Genomic DNA, 16,106 nt, shown 5'->3' on the forward strand with positions numbered 1-16,106 from the left:
AACAGGGGCGACGGCGTTTCCGTCGGCTTTCAGATTAGGCGATGTGCTCGCGCCGTCAATTGCCGAACACCAGCACCTCGCCGAGATGCAGCGCCAGGCCGGCCAGGCCGCCGACGATCATGCCGTTGAAACGGATATATTGCAGGTCGCGGCCGATATTGAGTTCGACCAGCCGTGTGAGCTGGGCAAGGTCCCAGCGCTTGACCTGGTCGGCGATGAAGGCCGAAACGCCGCTCTTCTGCGTCTCGACGAATCCGGCCAGCATGGTCACGAACCCCTGGTTCATGTCGGCGCGGATGGCGTCGTCCTGGGCGAGCTGGCGCCCGATATCGGTCAAAAGCCGGGTCAAATGCCGGCGGGTGGCGGAATCGTCCGCGCCGGCATCCGCAAGCAGGAAGCGACGCAGGCCGGCCCACAGATCGGCGACAAGGTTGCGCAGCTCGGGTCGCGCCAGCACTTCGCGCTTCAGCCGCTCCGCCTGGGCGGCATAGGCCGGCGACGTGGCGAGCTGGGCGACGAAATCGGCGGCGAAACGGTCGAATTCGTGCCGCAGTCCGTGGTCGGGATCGGCGCGGACCTCATCGAGCAGCGTGCCGGCGGCGGCGACGATCTTGTGCAGCAGATAGGCGTCGGCGCGGAAATAGCGGGCCAGCGTCGGCAGTTCGGCGCGGATCTTGTCGCGCAGCGCGGCGAGCGCGGCCTCGTCGTTCAAGAACCGGCCGAGCGCGGCGATCAGTTCGTCGAAGAGTTTCTGATGGCGCCTGTCGGCGACGAAGGCCGACAGCAGCCCGGCCGCCAGCGGCGCGACCTCGACCGTTTCGATCCGTGCGCGCGCCCGGCTGGCGAGAAAGCGCGGCAGGCCGGATTCCTCCAGCGCGTCCAGCGTCTGCGGCACCATGCGGGTCATGAACCGTGCCAGCCCGTCCGCCCGCCTGCGGTCGGAGAGCCAGTCGGCCACATGCGCGGCGAAGTCGATCGCGCCGAGCTTGGCGCGCACCGGCGCCGGCGCCAAAAAATTCGCCTCGATGAAGCCGCCGAGATTGTCGGCGATGCGGGTCTGGTTGGCCGGAATGATCGCGGTGTGCGGGATCGGCAGGCCGAGCGGACGGCGAAACAGCGCCACCACCGCATACCAGTCGGCAATGCCGCCGATCGCGGCGGCTTCCGCGAAGGCGGCAAGCCAGACCAGACCCGGCGCGTGCGGCTCAAGCAGGCGCGCACCGACAAAAAGTGCGATGCACATCAACAAGGTAAGGGTTGCCGCGCGCTTGATGCGTTTCAGCGCGCGTTCCTTCTCGGCGTCCTGGTCCTGCGCTGCGGCGGCGGGCTGGGGGGAGCGGCTCTCGGCCATCGGCTGTCCTTCGGCGGCATGGGCGGCCCTCTCAATATCGGTTTTCGTCATGTGCATTGCCACCGCCGCCGGGACGGCTCCGGGCCGTCGAACGGACTATTGTGCAATGCACAAAATATGTTGCAATGCACAATATGCGGACCTATATGAAGACCACGCCCCGGGCCTGAGAGACGGGGCGCCCATGGCTTTTGCAAAGAATGGAGACGAAAATGACCCGCAAGACCAACACCGCCCACACCGAGACCGCCGCCTATTTCGATCAGTTCCGCCAGGCTTTCGAAGGCCTTTACGGCAAGATGGACGTTCCGGCCGCCGCGCGCGATTTCGCGCAGCGCGGCGCGGTTTCGGCCAGGGAGCGCGCCGAGCAGGCGCATCTCGGCGTCCGCGATGCCGTCGCCTCGGCCGAGAAGCTGACCGAGACCGTTGTCGGCCATTCCGTCAGTGCCGCCCGTGACGTCGTCGAAGCCGGCTTCGCCAATCTTCGGCACGCGCTGACCACGGCCGAGAAACTGGCCGGCGCCAACAGCGTCGGCGAAACGTTCGAAATCCAGGCCGAGTTCCTGCGCGAAAACGCCAAGGCCAATGTCGAGCGCGTCCGCGCCGCCGGTGAAGCGGCCGGCAAGGCGGCCGCCGACAGCGCCGCCGAGCTTCGCGCCGGCATGGCAAAATTTGCCGCCTGACGCCTGGCCTTCCGGTCCGCGGGCCGGAAGATGGCAGCGCCGTCCAGGCGGCTCGAAAACCGCCGACAAGCCCCGACAAGCCCCGCCGATCTCCGGCGGGGCTTTTGCGTTCGCGGGCGTGCGGCGGGTCATGTTGTGGCGCGGCCGGCCGGGCGGGAATAGCGGCCCCACGCACGCCACGCCCCTTCCCTGAGGCTCCCGCGTGCGGCCGCCTTCCGCTGCGCGGTTCCGGACGGGTTTTGCTCGCGCCGGGCCAGTGCGGGGTGCGGCGCCTTCCGGCCGCGACAAAAACCCCGCCATGACGCGCCGATATCCGATTGACACGGCACGGCGGCCCGCATAAACGGGGCCGCACACCTGCCCAGGTGGCGGAATTGGTAGACGCGCACGGTTCAGGTCCGTGTGCCGCAAGGCGTGGAGGTTCGAGTCCTCTCCTGGGCACCATGGCTCTCTTGAGCCGTGGTTTGATCGCCGCATCGGCGACGTCGCGAACCTGGCCGCCCCACCCTTCGTCGATCAAGTAAGCAATTCACCAGGATCCCCCGCCTGGACGGTGTTTTCGGCCGTCGTTCGGGCGACGGGACACACAATCGGCCCCCCTGATCGACATCCCGGCCGGCCCGGGCCGCCGTCGACCGTCCTTGGCGGGCAGCGCATTTCGGTTGTTCGAGCAGCGTCGGTCGCGGGGCGTGCGGCGGCAACGTGCCGGGAAAATTGTCATCCGCACCCTTTAGGAACCCATCGGCGGGATCGTACCGACGTCACACGAGCGGGCGCGTCGTGACGGTCGATGCGCGCAGGGTGATCCAGGCCCGCGTGGCGTGGGCGCGGGCCTGGAGCCGGCGCGGCTATTTGCCGGCCTGCCTCTTGCCGGGCTGACGCGCCCTGCCCAGTTCGGCCACCGAGGACGCGGCCTCCGGCGCCTGTTTGGGTTGTTTGGGTTTTCTGGCTTCCCGGTTGCCCTTGCGGTTCTTCTTCGACATGTGCGGTTCCTTTGCACGGCATGCCGTATCCGCCTGGCGCGGCGTGCAGCGCACGCCGAGGCCCGACGGACGGACAGGTCTGATTCGAGGTCGAGTGCCCGAGGCGCCGCCGTTGCGGTCTGGCCTGAGGGGCGCGAAGATCACCCTGGTTCGGTCGCGAAGGCTCCTGGCGAGCCTTGGACGCGTGGCGAACCAGGGCTAGCGGCGTGAGAGCCGGTAGGCGGTGCCGAAGACCCCGGCAGGAAGGACGATGCCAATCATGATCGGGCCAGCATCGGCCGCGCCGCCGGGAAAGTCAAACCGGACCGGCCGGCGGCGCGCGTCCTTGTATTTGCCCCAATTGGTAGCCATCTAGAAACCATGTGCACGCGAACCCGCCATCTCCAACCTAGGCCATTCCGCAAGACGCCTGTCTTTGCCCGGAATGGGGTCGCGGCGGCCTAACCAACATCGCGATCGCTCCCGTTCCGGGTCCTCCACGCTAACCTTCATGACCATGTTGGCGCGCGCAGGACGCGCGCATAGGAGTTCGACCGTGACCACGCGTTTCGGGACGTTGTTCTGCGATCATTGCAATCGTGCCGCGCCGCGTGCGGCCATTCGCTGCACCTGGTGTTTCAGACCCCTCAATACCCCTGCCGGCACCGATCGGGCGGGCGGGCAATCCGCATCTCTCAACCTTGGCGGCGCGGCCGCGCATGTGCGCCGCGGCAGCCGGCGCGCGGACCCGGCATGAGCGCTGTCGGCGGCGCGCGGCGTACGCTCTGGCCGACACTCGCCCTGATCGTCAGCGTGGCGGTCTATCTCGTGCATCGGCGCGTGATCGATGCCGCGCGGCTGGAGATCGACGCCACCGCGCTCGGCCTGATTGCCGGGGCCGCCAGCTATTTCGCGGCGGCCTGGCTTGGCGGCCGTCTGGTGGGCCTGGCGCTGGAACGTGTCGGCGCGCGCCGGCGCCGCGTACCCAAGCTGTTGGTCGAACTGGTTTCGGTCGCGCTTTTCATCGCGGCCACGGTCGCCACGATCATCCTGGTCTTCGGCCAGTCGTTGAGCGGGGCACTGGCGGGATCGGGCCTGGTTCTCGCGGTTCTCGGCTTCGCCATCCGCAACGTGCTGGCCGATGTCCTGTCGGGCATCGCGCTCGGCCTGGAAGCGCCGTACCGGATCGGCGACTGGGTCGAGATCGACAATGCCGTGCGCGGGCGCATCGTCGAGATCGGCTGGCGCACGACGCGGCTTCTGACCCGCGACGACACCTACACCATCCTGCCCAACAGCCGGATCGCGCGCCAGCGCGTGACCAATTACAGCGCCCCGCGCCGGCACTACCGGACACATGTGCAGATCCTGCTCGACCACGAGGTTCCGGTCGCGCTCGCCAGAACCATCCTCGCCCAGGCGGCGGCGAAGCCGACGATCATCCAGAGAACGCCCGAGCCCGATGTGCGCGTCGTCTCCTACGAAGCCGAGGGCATTCGCTATGCCGTGCGGTTCTGGGTGCCCAGTTTCGCCGAGGACATCGATTGTCGCGACGCGGTGCTTTCCACGATCGATGTCGCTGTCCGGGAATACGGCTTGCGTCCGCCGCAGACCCGCCTGCGGGTGAGCGCCGATAGCCGGCTCCCGAACGCTGCGCCCGCGCCGCACTGACGGGCCGGTCTTGCGCGGCCGCCGGCTTCCGTGATCAAGTCGGCGCAAACGGCGCCGATGCCGGCGCGTTTGCGGAGGGCTCATGAAAACCGTCTTTTCGCCGCGCCATGCCGGCCATGCCGGTCAGACCGAACTGGTCGGCGGCGCGATCGTGCCCGGCTTCGAAAACCCGATGCGCGCCAGGCATATCCGCGAGCGCATCGAGGCGGTCGCGCTCGGGCCGGTGCTTGAGCCCGCCCCGCACGACATCGAGGCCGCCAAGCGCGTGCACGCCGCCGCCTATGTCGATTTCCTGCCGCGGGTCTGGCCGATGTGGCGCGACGCCGGCCACGACACGCCGGCAATGCCGTTCGTGTGGCCGGTGCGCGGCCTGCGCGCCGACGTGCCGCCGAAGACGGTCGAGGCGCTGCTCGGTTATTATTCCTTCGACGGCGGTGCGAGTTTCGTGGCGGGAAGCTGGGAGGCGATCAAATCCTCCTTCGACACCGCGCTGACGGCGGCCGGTCTTGTCGCCGCCGGCGAGCGGGCCGCCTTCGCGCTTTGCCGCCCGCCCGGCCATCACGCCGGGACCGCCTTCATGGGCGGCTATTGCTATCTCAACAACGCCGCCATCGCCGCGCAATGGTTCCGCGACCGCGGCGCGGGGCGCGTCACCATCCTCGACATCGACTATCATCACGGCAACGGCACGCAGGAGATCTTTTATGCCCGCGCCGACGTGCAGGTGGTCAATCTGCACGGTGATCCGCTGACCGAATATCCGCATTTCCTGGGCCATCGCGACGAGCGCGGCGCGGGGCCGGGCGAGGGCTTCAACCTCAACTACCCGCTGCCGGCCGGCACCGACTGGGCCGGCTGGAGTGCCGCGCTCGACGACGCACTGGCCCGGATCGCCGCCTACGCGCCCGACATACTGGTCGTCTCGCTCGGCGTCGACACGTTCGAAAAGGACCCGATCAGCGCCTTCCGGCTGCGCTCGCACGACTATCCGCACATCGGCGCGCGCATCGCCGGGCTCGACCTGCCGACCTTGTTCGTGATGGAGGGCGGTTATGCGGTCGCCGAGATCGGCGTCAACGCCGTCGGCGTTCTGACCGGTTTCGAGGGCGCATAGGCGGCGGGCGCCCGGCCGCGCCTAGGCTCCGCCGAGCGCCTGGTGCAACACGCGCGCCAGCCGTTCGGAGAAGCCGCGCGCGTCGCCGACCCGTTCGCCGTCGAGGATCAGCGCCTCGTCGTAAAGCAGCCGGACGGCGTCCTCGCGCAGCGCCGCGTCGGCCGATGCGGCCGCAAGCGCCTTCACCAGGGCGTGGCGCGGATTGATTTCCAGCACCGGCTTGGCCGCCTCGCCGGCCTGGCCCGCACCCTTGAGGATACGCTCGAGCTGGCGGTCGGGACCGCCTTCCGGTGCGACCAGGCAGACCGCGCTTTCGGTCAGGCGCTCGGAGGCGCGCACGTCGCAGACCGCGTCCTCCAGCACCGTCTTGGCAAAGGCGATCAGCGTCGCGGTGGCGGGGTCCGCCTCCGGTGCCGCGTCTTGGTCCTTGTCGGCGTCGAGACGCGGGATGTCGGCCAGGTCCGCCGCGCCCTGGGTGACGGAGCGGAACGGCTTGCCCTCGAACCCCTGCGCGGTGGCGGCCCAGAAACTGTCGACCGGATCCGACAGCAACAGCACCTCCAGCCCGCGGGCGCGGAACCCTTCGAGCTGCGGCGAGGTCCTGAGCCGCTCCAGATCGTCGCCGGCGAGGAAATAGATCGCCTGCTGGGTGTCCTTCATGGCCGCGACATAGTCCTTCAGCGCGCGCCACTCGGCGCCCGTTTCGGTCGTGCGGAACCGCGCCAGGCCGAGCAATTGCTCCTGGCGTTCGAAATCCTCGTAGATGCCTTCCTTCAGGACGCCGCCGAAATCGCGCCACACGGCGGCGAATGTGTCCGGCTCGCTCTCGGCCAGCTTTTCCAGCGCGGTCAGGATGCGGTTGGTCAGGCCCTTGCGGATCGCGGCCAGGATCGGGCTTTCCTGGATCATCTCGCGCGAGACGTTGAGCGGCAGGTCGGCCGTGTCGACCAGCCCGCGCACGAAGCGCAGATAGCGCGGCAGGAGCTCGGCATCGTCGGTGATGAAGACGCGCTTGACGTAGAGCTTGACGCGGCCCTTGCGGTCGGGATCGAACAGGTCGAACGGGCGCGCGCCCGGCACGAAGGCGAGCGCCGAATATTCGTGCCGGCCCTCGGCGCGGAAATGCACCGTCAGTGCCGGCTCGTCATATTGGCCCGACAGACCGCGATAGAAATCGGCATAGTCCTCCGGCGTGATCTCCGTTTTCTGCTTCGCCCACAGCGCCGAGCCGTCGGTCACCGGTTCCGCCTCCGCGCCGGGCTTTTCGGCGATCAGGATCGGCACCGGCACGTGGCCGGACTGGGCCTTGACGATCCGTTCCACCGTGGCGCGCTCGGCGAAGCTTTTGGCGTCGTCCTTGAGAGTCAGCACGACACGCGTGCCGCGTGCGGGCGCGTCTTCGAGCGCGGCCGGCGCGATCTCGTAGCTGCCGCTGCCGTCCGACGACCAGCGCCAGGCCTCTTCGGAGCCGGCGCGACGCGAAAACACGTCGACCCTACCCGCGACCATGAAGGCGGAGTAGAAGCCGATGCCGAACTGGCCGATCAGCCGATCGCCGTCGAGGCCGTTGTCGCCGCCTTGCGCCGCGACGCGCTCCAGGAACGCCTTGGTGCCGGAGCGGGCGATGGTGCCGAGCGCCTCGGTCAGCTCGTTGCGGCTCATGCCGATGCCGTTATCGACAACGCTGAGCGTGCCGCCTTCGGGGTCGGCGATAAGCGTGATCTGCGCCTGCGGGTCGTCGCCGAGCAAGGCCGGCTCCGCAATCGCCTCGTAACGCAGCTTCTCGCAGGCATCGGCCGCGTTGGAAATCAGCTCGCGCAGGAACACGTCGCGCTCGGAATAGACCGAATGCACCATCAGCGTGAGCAGGCGCGCGACATCGGCCTCGAAGACATGGTTTTCGGCGGGTGCGGAAGAAGTGTCGGTCATGGGCTTGTCCGTCAGGTCGTATGGTTGAGGGCTGCGCGAACGCCACGCGGCGAGGGCGCGCCGCGCGCGGGCAGTCCGGCAGCGAACCGCTCTAGCATTGTCGTGGATCGCCGGCCAAAGGGTTTTTGCGGCCGCGCGAAGGGTGCCAGCCTGCAATGCGGGTATCACCAAGCCGGACGGACGCCCATGCCGCCATCGCCGGCGCTCAATCGCCAAGGCCGGGCAGCAGGACGGCAAGCAGCGCCGCGATCTTTTTGCCGGCTATCCGTGCATGGGCGAGCACGTCCTCGATCGTGTCCGGCTGCTGGTCGGGCCCTCCGGTCGCCTTGTTGGTGATCGCCGAAAGTCCGATCGTCTTCAGGCCGACATGAGCGGCGGCGATGACCTCGTGCACGGTCGACATGCCAACCGCGTCGGCGCCGGCCGAGCGCAAAAATCGTCGCTCGGCCGAGGTTTCCAGCGACGGCCCGGCAATGCCGGCATAGATGCCGGCATGGGCCGCGACCCCGGCGCGTGCGGCCGCGGCGAGCGCGGCGGCGGCAAGGTCGGGGTCGTAGGCGCGCGACAGGTCGGGAAAGCGCGGCCCGATCGTTTCGTCGTTCGGGCCCGTCAGCGGGTTGAGCCCGGTGAAGTTGAGATGGTCTTTGATCACCATCATGTCGCCTGGCCGATAGGCGGGGTCGAGCGCGCCGGCGGCGTTGGTGACGATCAGCCGGCGCGCCCCGAGCCGGTGCAGCAGATAGACGGCGAGCGCGATGTCGCGCGGTGCCCAGCCTTCGTAGAGGTGGAAGCGTCCTTGCATCAGCACCGCCTGTCGCCCGAACAGCGTGCCGAACACCAGCCGGCCGCGATGGCTCGGCGCCGTGGACACCGGAAACCCGTCGATACGCCGATAGGCGACGGCGACCGGATCGACCACCTTGTCGGCCAGCTCGCCGAGGCCGGAGCCGAGAATGATGGCCGTGTCGCAGGGCCGCCCGGTCAGCGCGCGCACGGCGGCAAGTGCCGCATCGAGCCTGTCGCGCTGGGCGGCAGCCATGCCGTCCCTGTCCTTTTGGCGGGCGCTCACGCGATGCTCGCCGCGATTGTCGGGGTCAGCGCCCGGACCGCAGCCAGCGTTTCGCCGAGATCGAGGCGGACAAGCCGCCCGTCGGCCACGACCTGCTCGCCGGCCAGGAAGACGTGGCGCACATCCGATTTGCCGGCGGAATAGACCAGATGGGTGACCGGGTCGAACATCGGCACGGCGTGTGGCCGGCTGGCGTCGAGCAAAACCATGTCGGCGAACTTGCCCGTTTCCAGACTTCCGATCTTTTCTCCCGCGCCGAGCGCGTCGGCGGCCTCGCGCGTCAGCATGTCGAGCGCCTGGTGCGTGGCGACGGCGTCGGCCTTTTCGTTGGCGCCCTTGTGCAGCATGGCCGCCAGCCGCAGCGCCAGCCACATGTCGAGATCGTTGCCGCTGATGGCGCCGTCGGTGCCCAGCGTGACCCGCACGCCGGCCGCCAGCATGTCGGGGATGCGGGCGATGCCCGAACCGAGCTTCAGGTTGGAGACTGGATTGTGGGAGACGACGGCGCGGGTTCGTGCCAGGATGGCGATCTCCTCGTCGTCGAGATGGACGCAATGCGCCAGCACGGTGCGCTCGTCGAGCAGCCCGTGCGCGTCGAGATGGCGGATGACGGAGCGCCCGTAGCGCGTCTGAATGTCGGCCTGCTCGGCCCGGGTTTCGGCCGCATGGATGGAATAGAGCCCGCCATGGCTGTCGGCGATCTGGCGCGCGCGCTTGAGACTTTCGGGCGAAACCGTGTAGGCGCCGTGCGGCATCGCCGCCGCGAACACGTCGTCGGCAGCGGAGAAATCGGCGAAGAACCGTTCGGCTTCCGCAATCCGCCTGTCCGGCGTGTGGCCGTTGACGCCGGGCGGGTCGAAGAAGATCCCGCCGGTCGACACCCGCATGCCGAGCGTGCGTGCCGCGCGCACCGTCTCGTGCGGAAACCAGAACATGTCCATCACCGTGGTCACGCCGGTCAAGAGCTGTTCGGCAAAGCCCAGCACCGTGCCCAGATAGGATGTCTCTGCATTGAGGATCGCGCCCTCGGCCTTCCACACCGTCTGCAGCCAGGCCTCCAGCGGCAGATCCTCGACCAGGCCGCGAAACAGGCTGTCGCCGGCATGGCAATGGGTGTTGATCAGGCCGGGCATCAAGATCATGCCGGAGGCGTCGATCACCCGCGCCGCACCGGCTTGCCATGGCGCCAGCTCGGCAGCGGTGCCCACGGCGACGATCCGGCCTTGCGATACCGCCACGCCGCCATCCGCAATCACGCGGCGATCCTGGTCTGCGGTGACCACGGTTGCGTTTCGGATCACCAGATCCGAGGCGTCCTTGTTCATCCGATCCCCCTTGATCCGTCTCGTCCTGTCGTAGCGGGCACTCGCGGCAATCGCTCCAATCAAGAGCCGGCTGCGGCCGGTCCTGTCAACCGCCGCCAAGAACGTGTCTGCGCCGGTTGCGGTTCGCCGGCATCCTGCGGCGCGGCTTTGATCCGTGCGGCGCGATTTCTGACAAAAAGCAATCAAATTGACAATTGTCAAAGACATGCTAGACAGCGGGCGGGAGCGGCAACGGTGCGAGGATACGGCATGCGGCCGGAATGGTTCATCGCGGGCGAGACGGGATCGGAAATCTTCACCGGCGAGCGTTGCTTCATCACCGAATTGCTGAACTCGGAAAAATCGCCCGAAGTCTCGCTGGCGCTCGCCCGCGTGGCGCCGGGCGTGACGACGCAGCTTCACCGGCTCGACGGGGTGGCGGAGCGCTATGTCGTGCGCAAGGGACGGGCCACGGTCGAGATCGACGGCCGCCGCCAGCCGCTCGGCCCGGGCGACCAGGTGCTGATCGCCGCCGGCGCCGCGCAACGCATCGCCAATGACGGGCCCGACGACCTGGAATTTTATTGCCTGTGCACGCCGCGCTTCACGCCGGCCTGCTATGTCGATCTGGAAGACGGCGGTGAAGGCTGACACGATGGCCGCATCGACCGCGCCGTACTCGACCCACTCCTTTCCGAATGGTGCCCGCCGTGCCGCGCGCGCCGAGCAGACCGAGGTTAGTCATGCATAGCCGCTGGAACGACGCCGACGCCGCCAAGATCGTCGCCGACTATGCCGCCAAAGGGGTGGAGGAGGAGATGGCGCTGCGCGTCTACACCACCCGGCTGCTGGGCAACGATCCCAGCCTTGTGCTGCATGGCGGCGGCAACACGTCCTACAAGACCCGCCGCACCGACCTGATCGGCGACACGCACGAGGTGCTGTGCGTGAAGGGCTCGGGCTGGGACATGGCGGTGATCGAGCCAGCCGGCCTGCCGGCGGTGAAACTCGCGCCGCTTCTGCGCGCCCGCGCCCTCGACGCGCTCGCCGACGAGGACATGGTGGCGCTGCAGCGCCTCAACCTGCTCGACCCGAAATCGCCCAATCCCTCCGTCGAGACGCTGCTGCATGCTTTTCTGCCGCATCGTTTCGTCGACCACACCCATTCAACCGCTATCCTGGCGCTGGTCGACCAGGACCAGAGCCGCGCGATCTGCGACACCGTGTTCGGCAAAAAGCTCGGCTTCGTGCCCTATATCATGCCGGGGTTCGATCTCGCCAAGGTCGCGGCGGAGGTCTACGAGGCCGATCCGTCGGTCGAGGGCCTGATCCTCGACAAGCACGGCATCTTCACCTTCGGCGACACGGCCAGGCAGGCCTATGAGCGCATGATCCACTTCGTCAGCCTCGCCGAGGCGCATGTCGAGGCAAACGCAAAAGAGGTTTTTGCGCCGGCTAAACTGCCGAGCGAAATCGCCGGGGTCGAGGAGATCGCCCCGATCCTGCGCGGCGCGGTCGCCCAGGCGCTGGGCGAAGGCCGCTTCACCCGCTTCGTCGCCGATTTCCGGGGCTCGCATGCCGTGCGCGCCTTCGTCGACGGCGCCGATCTGGAAGATTACGGCACGCGCGGCGTCTCGACGCCCGATCTCACCATCCGCATCAAGAACCGGCCCGTGATCCTGCCGGCCCCGGATCCTGCCGATCTCGACGGTTGGGCGCGCAGGGCTCGTGAACGCGTCGCCGATTTCGTCGGGTATTATTCGGCCTATTTCGCCCGGTGCGACGCGCTCGACGACGTCGCGCGCACCATGCTCGACCCGATGCCGCGTCTGGCGCTGGTGCCGGGTCTCGGCCTGTTCGGCTTCGGCCGCACCGCCAAGGACGCGCGCATTTCGGCCGATGTCGGCGAAATCTGGATCGAGGCCGTCACCGGGGCCGAGCGGCTCGGCCGTTTTACCCCGCTGCCGGAGGACGAGTTGTTTCGGCTCGAATATTGGTCGCTGGAGCAGGCCAAGCTCGCTGGCGCGACATATTTGCCGCTGACCGGCCAGGTGGCGGTCATCACAGGGGGCGGCGGTGCCATCGGCGCGGCGACCGCCAGGCTCTTCGCCGAAAACGGCGCCCATGTCGTGGTCGCCGATCTCGATCCGGCCCGCGCCGGGAGCGCGGCCAAGGCGGCCGGCAACGCCGCGATCGGCCATGCCTGCGACGTGACCGACGCCGACAGCGTGGCGGCGCTGTTCAGGACGGCGGTGGAACGTTTCGGCGGCATCGACATTCTCGTTTCAAATGCCGGGGCGGCAACGGAGGGCGAGATCGGCACGGTGTCGGAAAAGGCGCTGCGCGACAGTTTCGAACTCAATTTCTTCGCCCATCAACGCGTCGCCCAACAGGCGGTCCGGGTGATGAAACAGCAGCAGACCGGCGGCGTGCTTTTGTTCAACGTGTCCAAACAGGCGGTGAATCCGGGCGCCAGATTCGGCGCCTACGGCCTGCCGAAGGCGGCGACGCTGTTTTTGTCGCGCCAATACGCGCTCGAATGTGGCGCGATCGGCATCCGTTCCAACGCGGTCAATGCCGACCGCATCCGCTCCGGCCTGCTGACCGACCAGATGATCGCCAGTCGCGCGCAGGCGCGCCAGCTTTCGGAAAAGGATTATCTGTCGGGCAATCTGCTCGGCCAGGAGGTCACCGCCCGCGACGTCGCCCGGGCCTTTCTCGACCAGGCGCTCGCCGACCGCACCACCGCCGGCGTAACCACGGTCGATGGCGGCAACATCGCCGCCGCGCTGCGTTAGCGCTTGTCGGCGGTCGGGGCGGGACACCGGCCCGTCGCGCTCCGGCCATCGCTCGAGCCCCGCGCGATCACAAAATCCTTGACGGGCCATTCGTTATATTCAATGAAATATATCGAATGGCGGGCGCCGGACGGTCGTTCCGCGCGTCCCGGTGATCGCTGGAGGGAATTCATGTCGCATCCGTCTCGCTTTTATGTTGCCGTCAGTGCCGTGCTCCTTCTGGCATTTGCGAGCCTGTCGGCGCTTCCGGCGCCGGCCCGGGCTGCCGACAGGGTGCTGGTCTTCGCCGCTGCCAGCCTGCGTGACGCCCTCGACGAAATCGGCGCGGCCTGGGCTGACAAGACCGGCGCGACGGTGGCGGTCTCCTATGCCGGCAGCTCGGCGCTGGCGCGCCAGATCGAGCAGGGCGCGCCGGCCGACCTGTTCGTGTCGGCCAATCTCGACTGGATGGATTATCTGTCAGAGCGTGGGTTGACCGACGCGGCGAGCGAACGACGGCTCCTGTCGAACCGGCTGGTGCTGATCGCGCCGAAGGGCAGCACGGCCGAGCTTGCCATCGAACCGGGCCTCGACCTTCGCACAGCCCTTGGCGAGGACGGCCGCCTTGCCATGGCCAATACCGACGCGGTTCCGGCCGGCCGCTACGGCAAGGCGGCGCTGCGGTCGCTCGGAGCCTGGGACGCCGCTGCGCCGCGCGTCGCGCAGGCCGAAAACGTGCGCGCCGCGCTGGCCCTTGTCTCGACCGGCGAGGCGCCGCTCGGCATCGTCTACCAGACCGACGCCGCCGCCGATGCCGACGTGCGCGTGGTTGGTCTTTTCCCGGAAGAGACCCACCCGCCGATCGTCTACGCCGCCGCGTTGATGGCCGGGATCGACAAGGACGCGGCGCGCGCCTTCCTGGCCTTCCTGGAATCGCCAGCGGCCGCGGCGATCTTTGCCGAGCAGGGCTTCGTGCCGCTCGCCGGCACGACGACCAACTGAACGCCGCCGCGACGATAATGGACTGGCTCGGCCTCGGCCCGCAGGAATGGACGGCGGTGCGCCTCTCGCTCAAGGTGGCGCTGTGGGCCGTGGCGGTCAGCCTGCCGTTCGGCGTCGCGGTGGCGCTGCTTCTGGCGCGCGGCCGCTTCTGGGGCAAGGCGCTGCTCAACGGCGCGGTGCATCTGCCGCTGATCCTGCCGCCGGTCGTCACCGGCTACGCGCTTCTGCTGGGTTTCGGCCGACAGGGTCCGCTCGGCTCCTTTCTCGCCGAGCAGTTCGGCATCGTCTTCGCGTTTCGCTGGACGGGCGCGGCGCTGGCCGCTGCGGTGATGGGGTTTCCGTTGATGGTCAGGGCCATCCGCCTGTCGATCGAGGCCGTCGACCGACGGCTCGAGCAGGCGGCCGGGACGCTGGGCGCCAACCCGCTGCAGGTGTTTTTGACCGTGACCCTGCCGCTGATTTTGCCGGGCATCCTTGCCGGCACGGTGCTCGCCTTCGCCAAGGCAATGGGCGAATTCGGCGCCACCATCACCTTCGTCTCCAACATTCCCGGCGAGACCCAGACGCTGCCGTCGGCGATCTACACCTTCCTGCAGGTGCCGGGCGGCGAGGGCGGCGCGCTGCGGCTCACCGCGGTGTCGGTGGCGATCGCCATGGCGGCGCTGGTCGTCTCCGAATTCCTGGCCCGGCGGGCCGGGCGAGGCGCGGGTGCGGGGTGATGTTCTCGCTCGACGTCACCCATCGCCAGGGCGCCTTCACGCTCGATTGCCGCTTCGAGAGCGCCGGGCGCCTGACGGCGCTGTTCGGCCCGTCCGGATCCGGCAAGACGACGCTGGTCAACATCGTCGCCGGGCTGGTCCGTCCCGATCGCGGCCGCGTCGCGGTCGGCGAGCGCGTGCTTGTCGATACTGCGCGCCGCCTCGCCCTGCCCGTTCACCGCCGCCGCATCGGCTACGTGTTCCAGGACGCGCGATTGTTTCCGCATATGAGCGTCGCCCAGAATCTGCGTTACGGCGAGCGCCACATCCCGCATGCCGAACGCTATGCGCGGTTCGACCACGTCGTCGAGCTGCTGGGCATCGGCGCGCTTTTGGCGCGGCAGCCGGACGCGTTGTCGGGCGGCGAAAGACAGCGCGTGGCGATCGGCCGGGCGCTGCTGGCCAGCCCCCGGCTGTTGCTGATGGACGAACCGCTGGCCGCGCTCGACGAGGCGCGCAAGGCCGAGATCCTGCCCTATGTCGAGCGGCTGCGCGACGAGGCGGCGGTGCCGATCCTCTATGTCAGCCACGCGCTGGCGGAAGTGTCGCGCCTGGCGACCGACATGGTGGTGCTGGCCGGCGGCGCGGTGCGCGCGGCCGGTCCCACCGACGCCATCATGCAGCGCCTCGACCTGTTGCCGGAAGACGAGCAGGGCGAAGGCGGCGCCGTGCTCGACGGCGTGGTGGCCAGCCATGACGAGACGTTCGAATTGACGGTCATCGACACGGGCGCCGGCGCGCTGCGCCTGCCGCGCCTCGATGCCGAGCCGGGCAAGCGCGTCAGGATCCGCATTCGCGCCCGCGACGTGATGGTGGCGACCGAACGGCCGCGCGGTCTGTCGGCGCTCAACGTGATCGAGGGCACGATCAGGACGCTGGAGCCGCGCGCCGGCGCCGCCGTCGACGCCTTTATAGATTGCGGCGGCCACACGCTGGTGGCGCGCATCACGCGCCAGTCCGAACGCCTGCTCGCACTGTCGCCCGGCCGTCCGGTCTTCGCCGTCGTCAAGTCGGTCAGCTTCGATCGCGGCGGCCTGGCGACGTTTCGCACGACCTGAGAGGCCTCGGCGCAAGACGCATGGATTGCCCCGCCCGGCTCCATGGATTAGGACCGGGGCAACGCCGGTTTCGCGAGGCCCCCATGCCGACCCTGAGTTTGCGGATCGACCTCGACCCCGACGGCCGCATCGGCCCGGGCAAGATCGCGCTCCTGGAACACATCGCCGCTTCCGGCTCGATCTCGGCCGCCGCGCGCGACATGGCGATGTCCTACAAGCGCGCCTGGGATCTGGTCGAGGAGATGAACCGCATCTTCGGCAAGCCCCTGGTCGCCGCCCGCACCGGCGGCAAGCGCGGCGGCGGCGCCGAGCTGACCCCGGTCGGACTGGCGGTGGTCAAACGGTTTCGCGCCATCGAAGAAGCCGCCAGCAGCGCCGCCGCCGGCCATATCAGCGCGTTGCAGGCCGAAATCGACGCGGCGTGACGC

General features: G+C 68.7%; 14 protein-coding genes and 1 tRNA gene. 10 read left to right on the top strand and 5 right to left on the bottom strand.

All coding sequences use genetic code 11. The features are described from left to right. Positions 1–55 precede the first annotated feature (55 nt). A complete protein-coding gene (locus tag C7T96_RS06570; RefSeq protein WP_106570531.1) occupies positions 56–1,351 on the bottom strand; it encodes a DUF445 family protein in 1,296 nt (431 codons plus the stop codon). Between the two features lie 212 nt (positions 1,352–1,563). On the opposite strand from C7T96_RS06570, the gene C7T96_RS06575 reads away from it, so the two are divergent. Both C7T96_RS06575 and C7T96_RS06580 read left to right on the top strand, forming a co-directional pair. Further along, positions 1,564–2,034 carry a phasin family protein gene (locus C7T96_RS06575; RefSeq protein ID WP_158264314.1) on the top strand — a complete coding sequence of 157 codons (471 nt, stop codon included), beginning with the start codon at positions 1,564–1,566 and terminating at the stop codon, positions 2,032–2,034. A gap of 359 nt (positions 2,035–2,393) precedes the next feature. Further along, a tRNA-Leu gene (locus C7T96_RS06580) sits at positions 2,394–2,478 on the top strand. Positions 2,479–2,882: 404 nt separating this feature from the next. Here the strand turns inward: C7T96_RS06580 and C7T96_RS24465 are convergent. After that, positions 2,883–3,017, bottom strand: coding sequence for a hypothetical protein (locus tag C7T96_RS24465; protein WP_275068991.1), 135 nt, complete (start codon positions 3,015–3,017; stop codon positions 2,883–2,885). A 732-nt stretch (positions 3,018–3,749) separates the two neighbouring features. On the opposite strand from C7T96_RS24465, the gene C7T96_RS06585 reads away from it, so the two are divergent. Continuing rightward, positions 3,750–4,667, top strand: a complete 918-nt coding sequence (locus C7T96_RS06585) for a mechanosensitive ion channel family protein (RefSeq protein ID WP_106570369.1) — start codon at positions 3,750–3,752, stop codon at positions 4,665–4,667. Positions 4,668–4,749: 82 nt separating this feature from the next. Then, the gene (locus C7T96_RS06590; protein ID WP_106570370.1) at positions 4,750–5,781 is read left to right on the top strand and encodes a histone deacetylase family protein; all 1,032 of its coding nucleotides are present in this window, start codon (positions 4,750–4,752) and stop codon (positions 5,779–5,781) included. A 21-nt stretch (positions 5,782–5,802) separates the two neighbouring features. Here the strand turns inward: C7T96_RS06590 and htpG are convergent, their stop codons facing one another. From htpG to C7T96_RS06605, 3 genes are all read right to left on the bottom strand, one after another. Then, a complete protein-coding gene (gene htpG, locus C7T96_RS06595) occupies positions 5,803–7,710 on the bottom strand; it encodes a molecular chaperone HtpG (RefSeq protein WP_106570371.1) in 1,908 nt (635 codons plus the stop codon). A gap of 205 nt (positions 7,711–7,915) precedes the next feature. Beyond that, entirely contained in the window at positions 7,916–8,779 is an 864-nt protein-coding gene (locus C7T96_RS06600; RefSeq protein ID WP_245414078.1) for a purine-nucleoside phosphorylase, read from the bottom strand. Further along, the gene (locus tag C7T96_RS06605; RefSeq protein ID WP_106570373.1) at positions 8,776–10,104 is read right to left on the bottom strand and encodes an amidohydrolase; all 1,329 of its coding nucleotides are present in this window, start codon (positions 10,102–10,104) and stop codon (positions 8,776–8,778) included. The genes C7T96_RS06600 and C7T96_RS06605 overlap by 4 nt, the downstream gene beginning before the upstream one ends. 249 nt (positions 10,105–10,353) lie before the next feature. Here C7T96_RS06605 and C7T96_RS06610 point away from each other — a divergent pair, with 249 nt between their 5' ends. From C7T96_RS06610 to C7T96_RS06635, 6 genes are all read left to right on the top strand, one after another. After that, positions 10,354–10,734, top strand: a complete 381-nt coding sequence (locus tag C7T96_RS06610) for a cupin domain-containing protein (RefSeq protein ID WP_106570374.1) — start codon at positions 10,354–10,356, stop codon at positions 10,732–10,734. Positions 10,735–10,826: 92 nt separating this feature from the next. Next, positions 10,827–12,881 carry a bifunctional aldolase/short-chain dehydrogenase gene (locus C7T96_RS06615; protein ID WP_106570375.1) on the top strand — a complete coding sequence of 685 codons (2,055 nt, stop codon included), beginning with the start codon at positions 10,827–10,829 and terminating at the stop codon, positions 12,879–12,881. Between the two features lie 171 nt (positions 12,882–13,052). Then, positions 13,053–13,862: a molybdate ABC transporter substrate-binding protein gene (gene modA / locus C7T96_RS06620; protein WP_106570376.1), complete on the top strand. Its 810-nt coding sequence runs from the start codon at positions 13,053–13,055 to the stop codon at positions 13,860–13,862. Positions 13,863–13,879: 17 nt separating this feature from the next. Further along, on the top strand, positions 13,880–14,581 hold the full coding sequence (modB, locus tag C7T96_RS06625; RefSeq protein ID WP_106570377.1) for a molybdate ABC transporter permease subunit: 702 nt from the start codon (positions 13,880–13,882) through the stop codon (positions 14,579–14,581). Beyond that, entirely contained in the window at positions 14,578–15,678 is a 1,101-nt protein-coding gene (gene modC / locus C7T96_RS06630; protein WP_106570378.1) for a molybdenum ABC transporter ATP-binding protein, read from the top strand. The genes modB and modC overlap by 4 nt, the downstream gene beginning before the upstream one ends. An 83-nt stretch (positions 15,679–15,761) precedes the next feature. Next, a complete protein-coding gene (locus C7T96_RS06635; protein ID WP_106570379.1) occupies positions 15,762–16,103 on the top strand; it encodes a LysR family transcriptional regulator in 342 nt (113 codons plus the stop codon). The last annotated feature ends 3 nt before the right edge of the window (positions 16,104–16,106 follow it).

The sequence above is a fragment of the Nitratireductor sp. StC3 genome, from assembly GCF_003015025.1.
In the GTDB taxonomy this organism is placed as follows: Bacteria; Pseudomonadota; Alphaproteobacteria; order Rhizobiales; family Rhizobiaceae; genus Mangrovimarina; species Mangrovimarina alexandrii.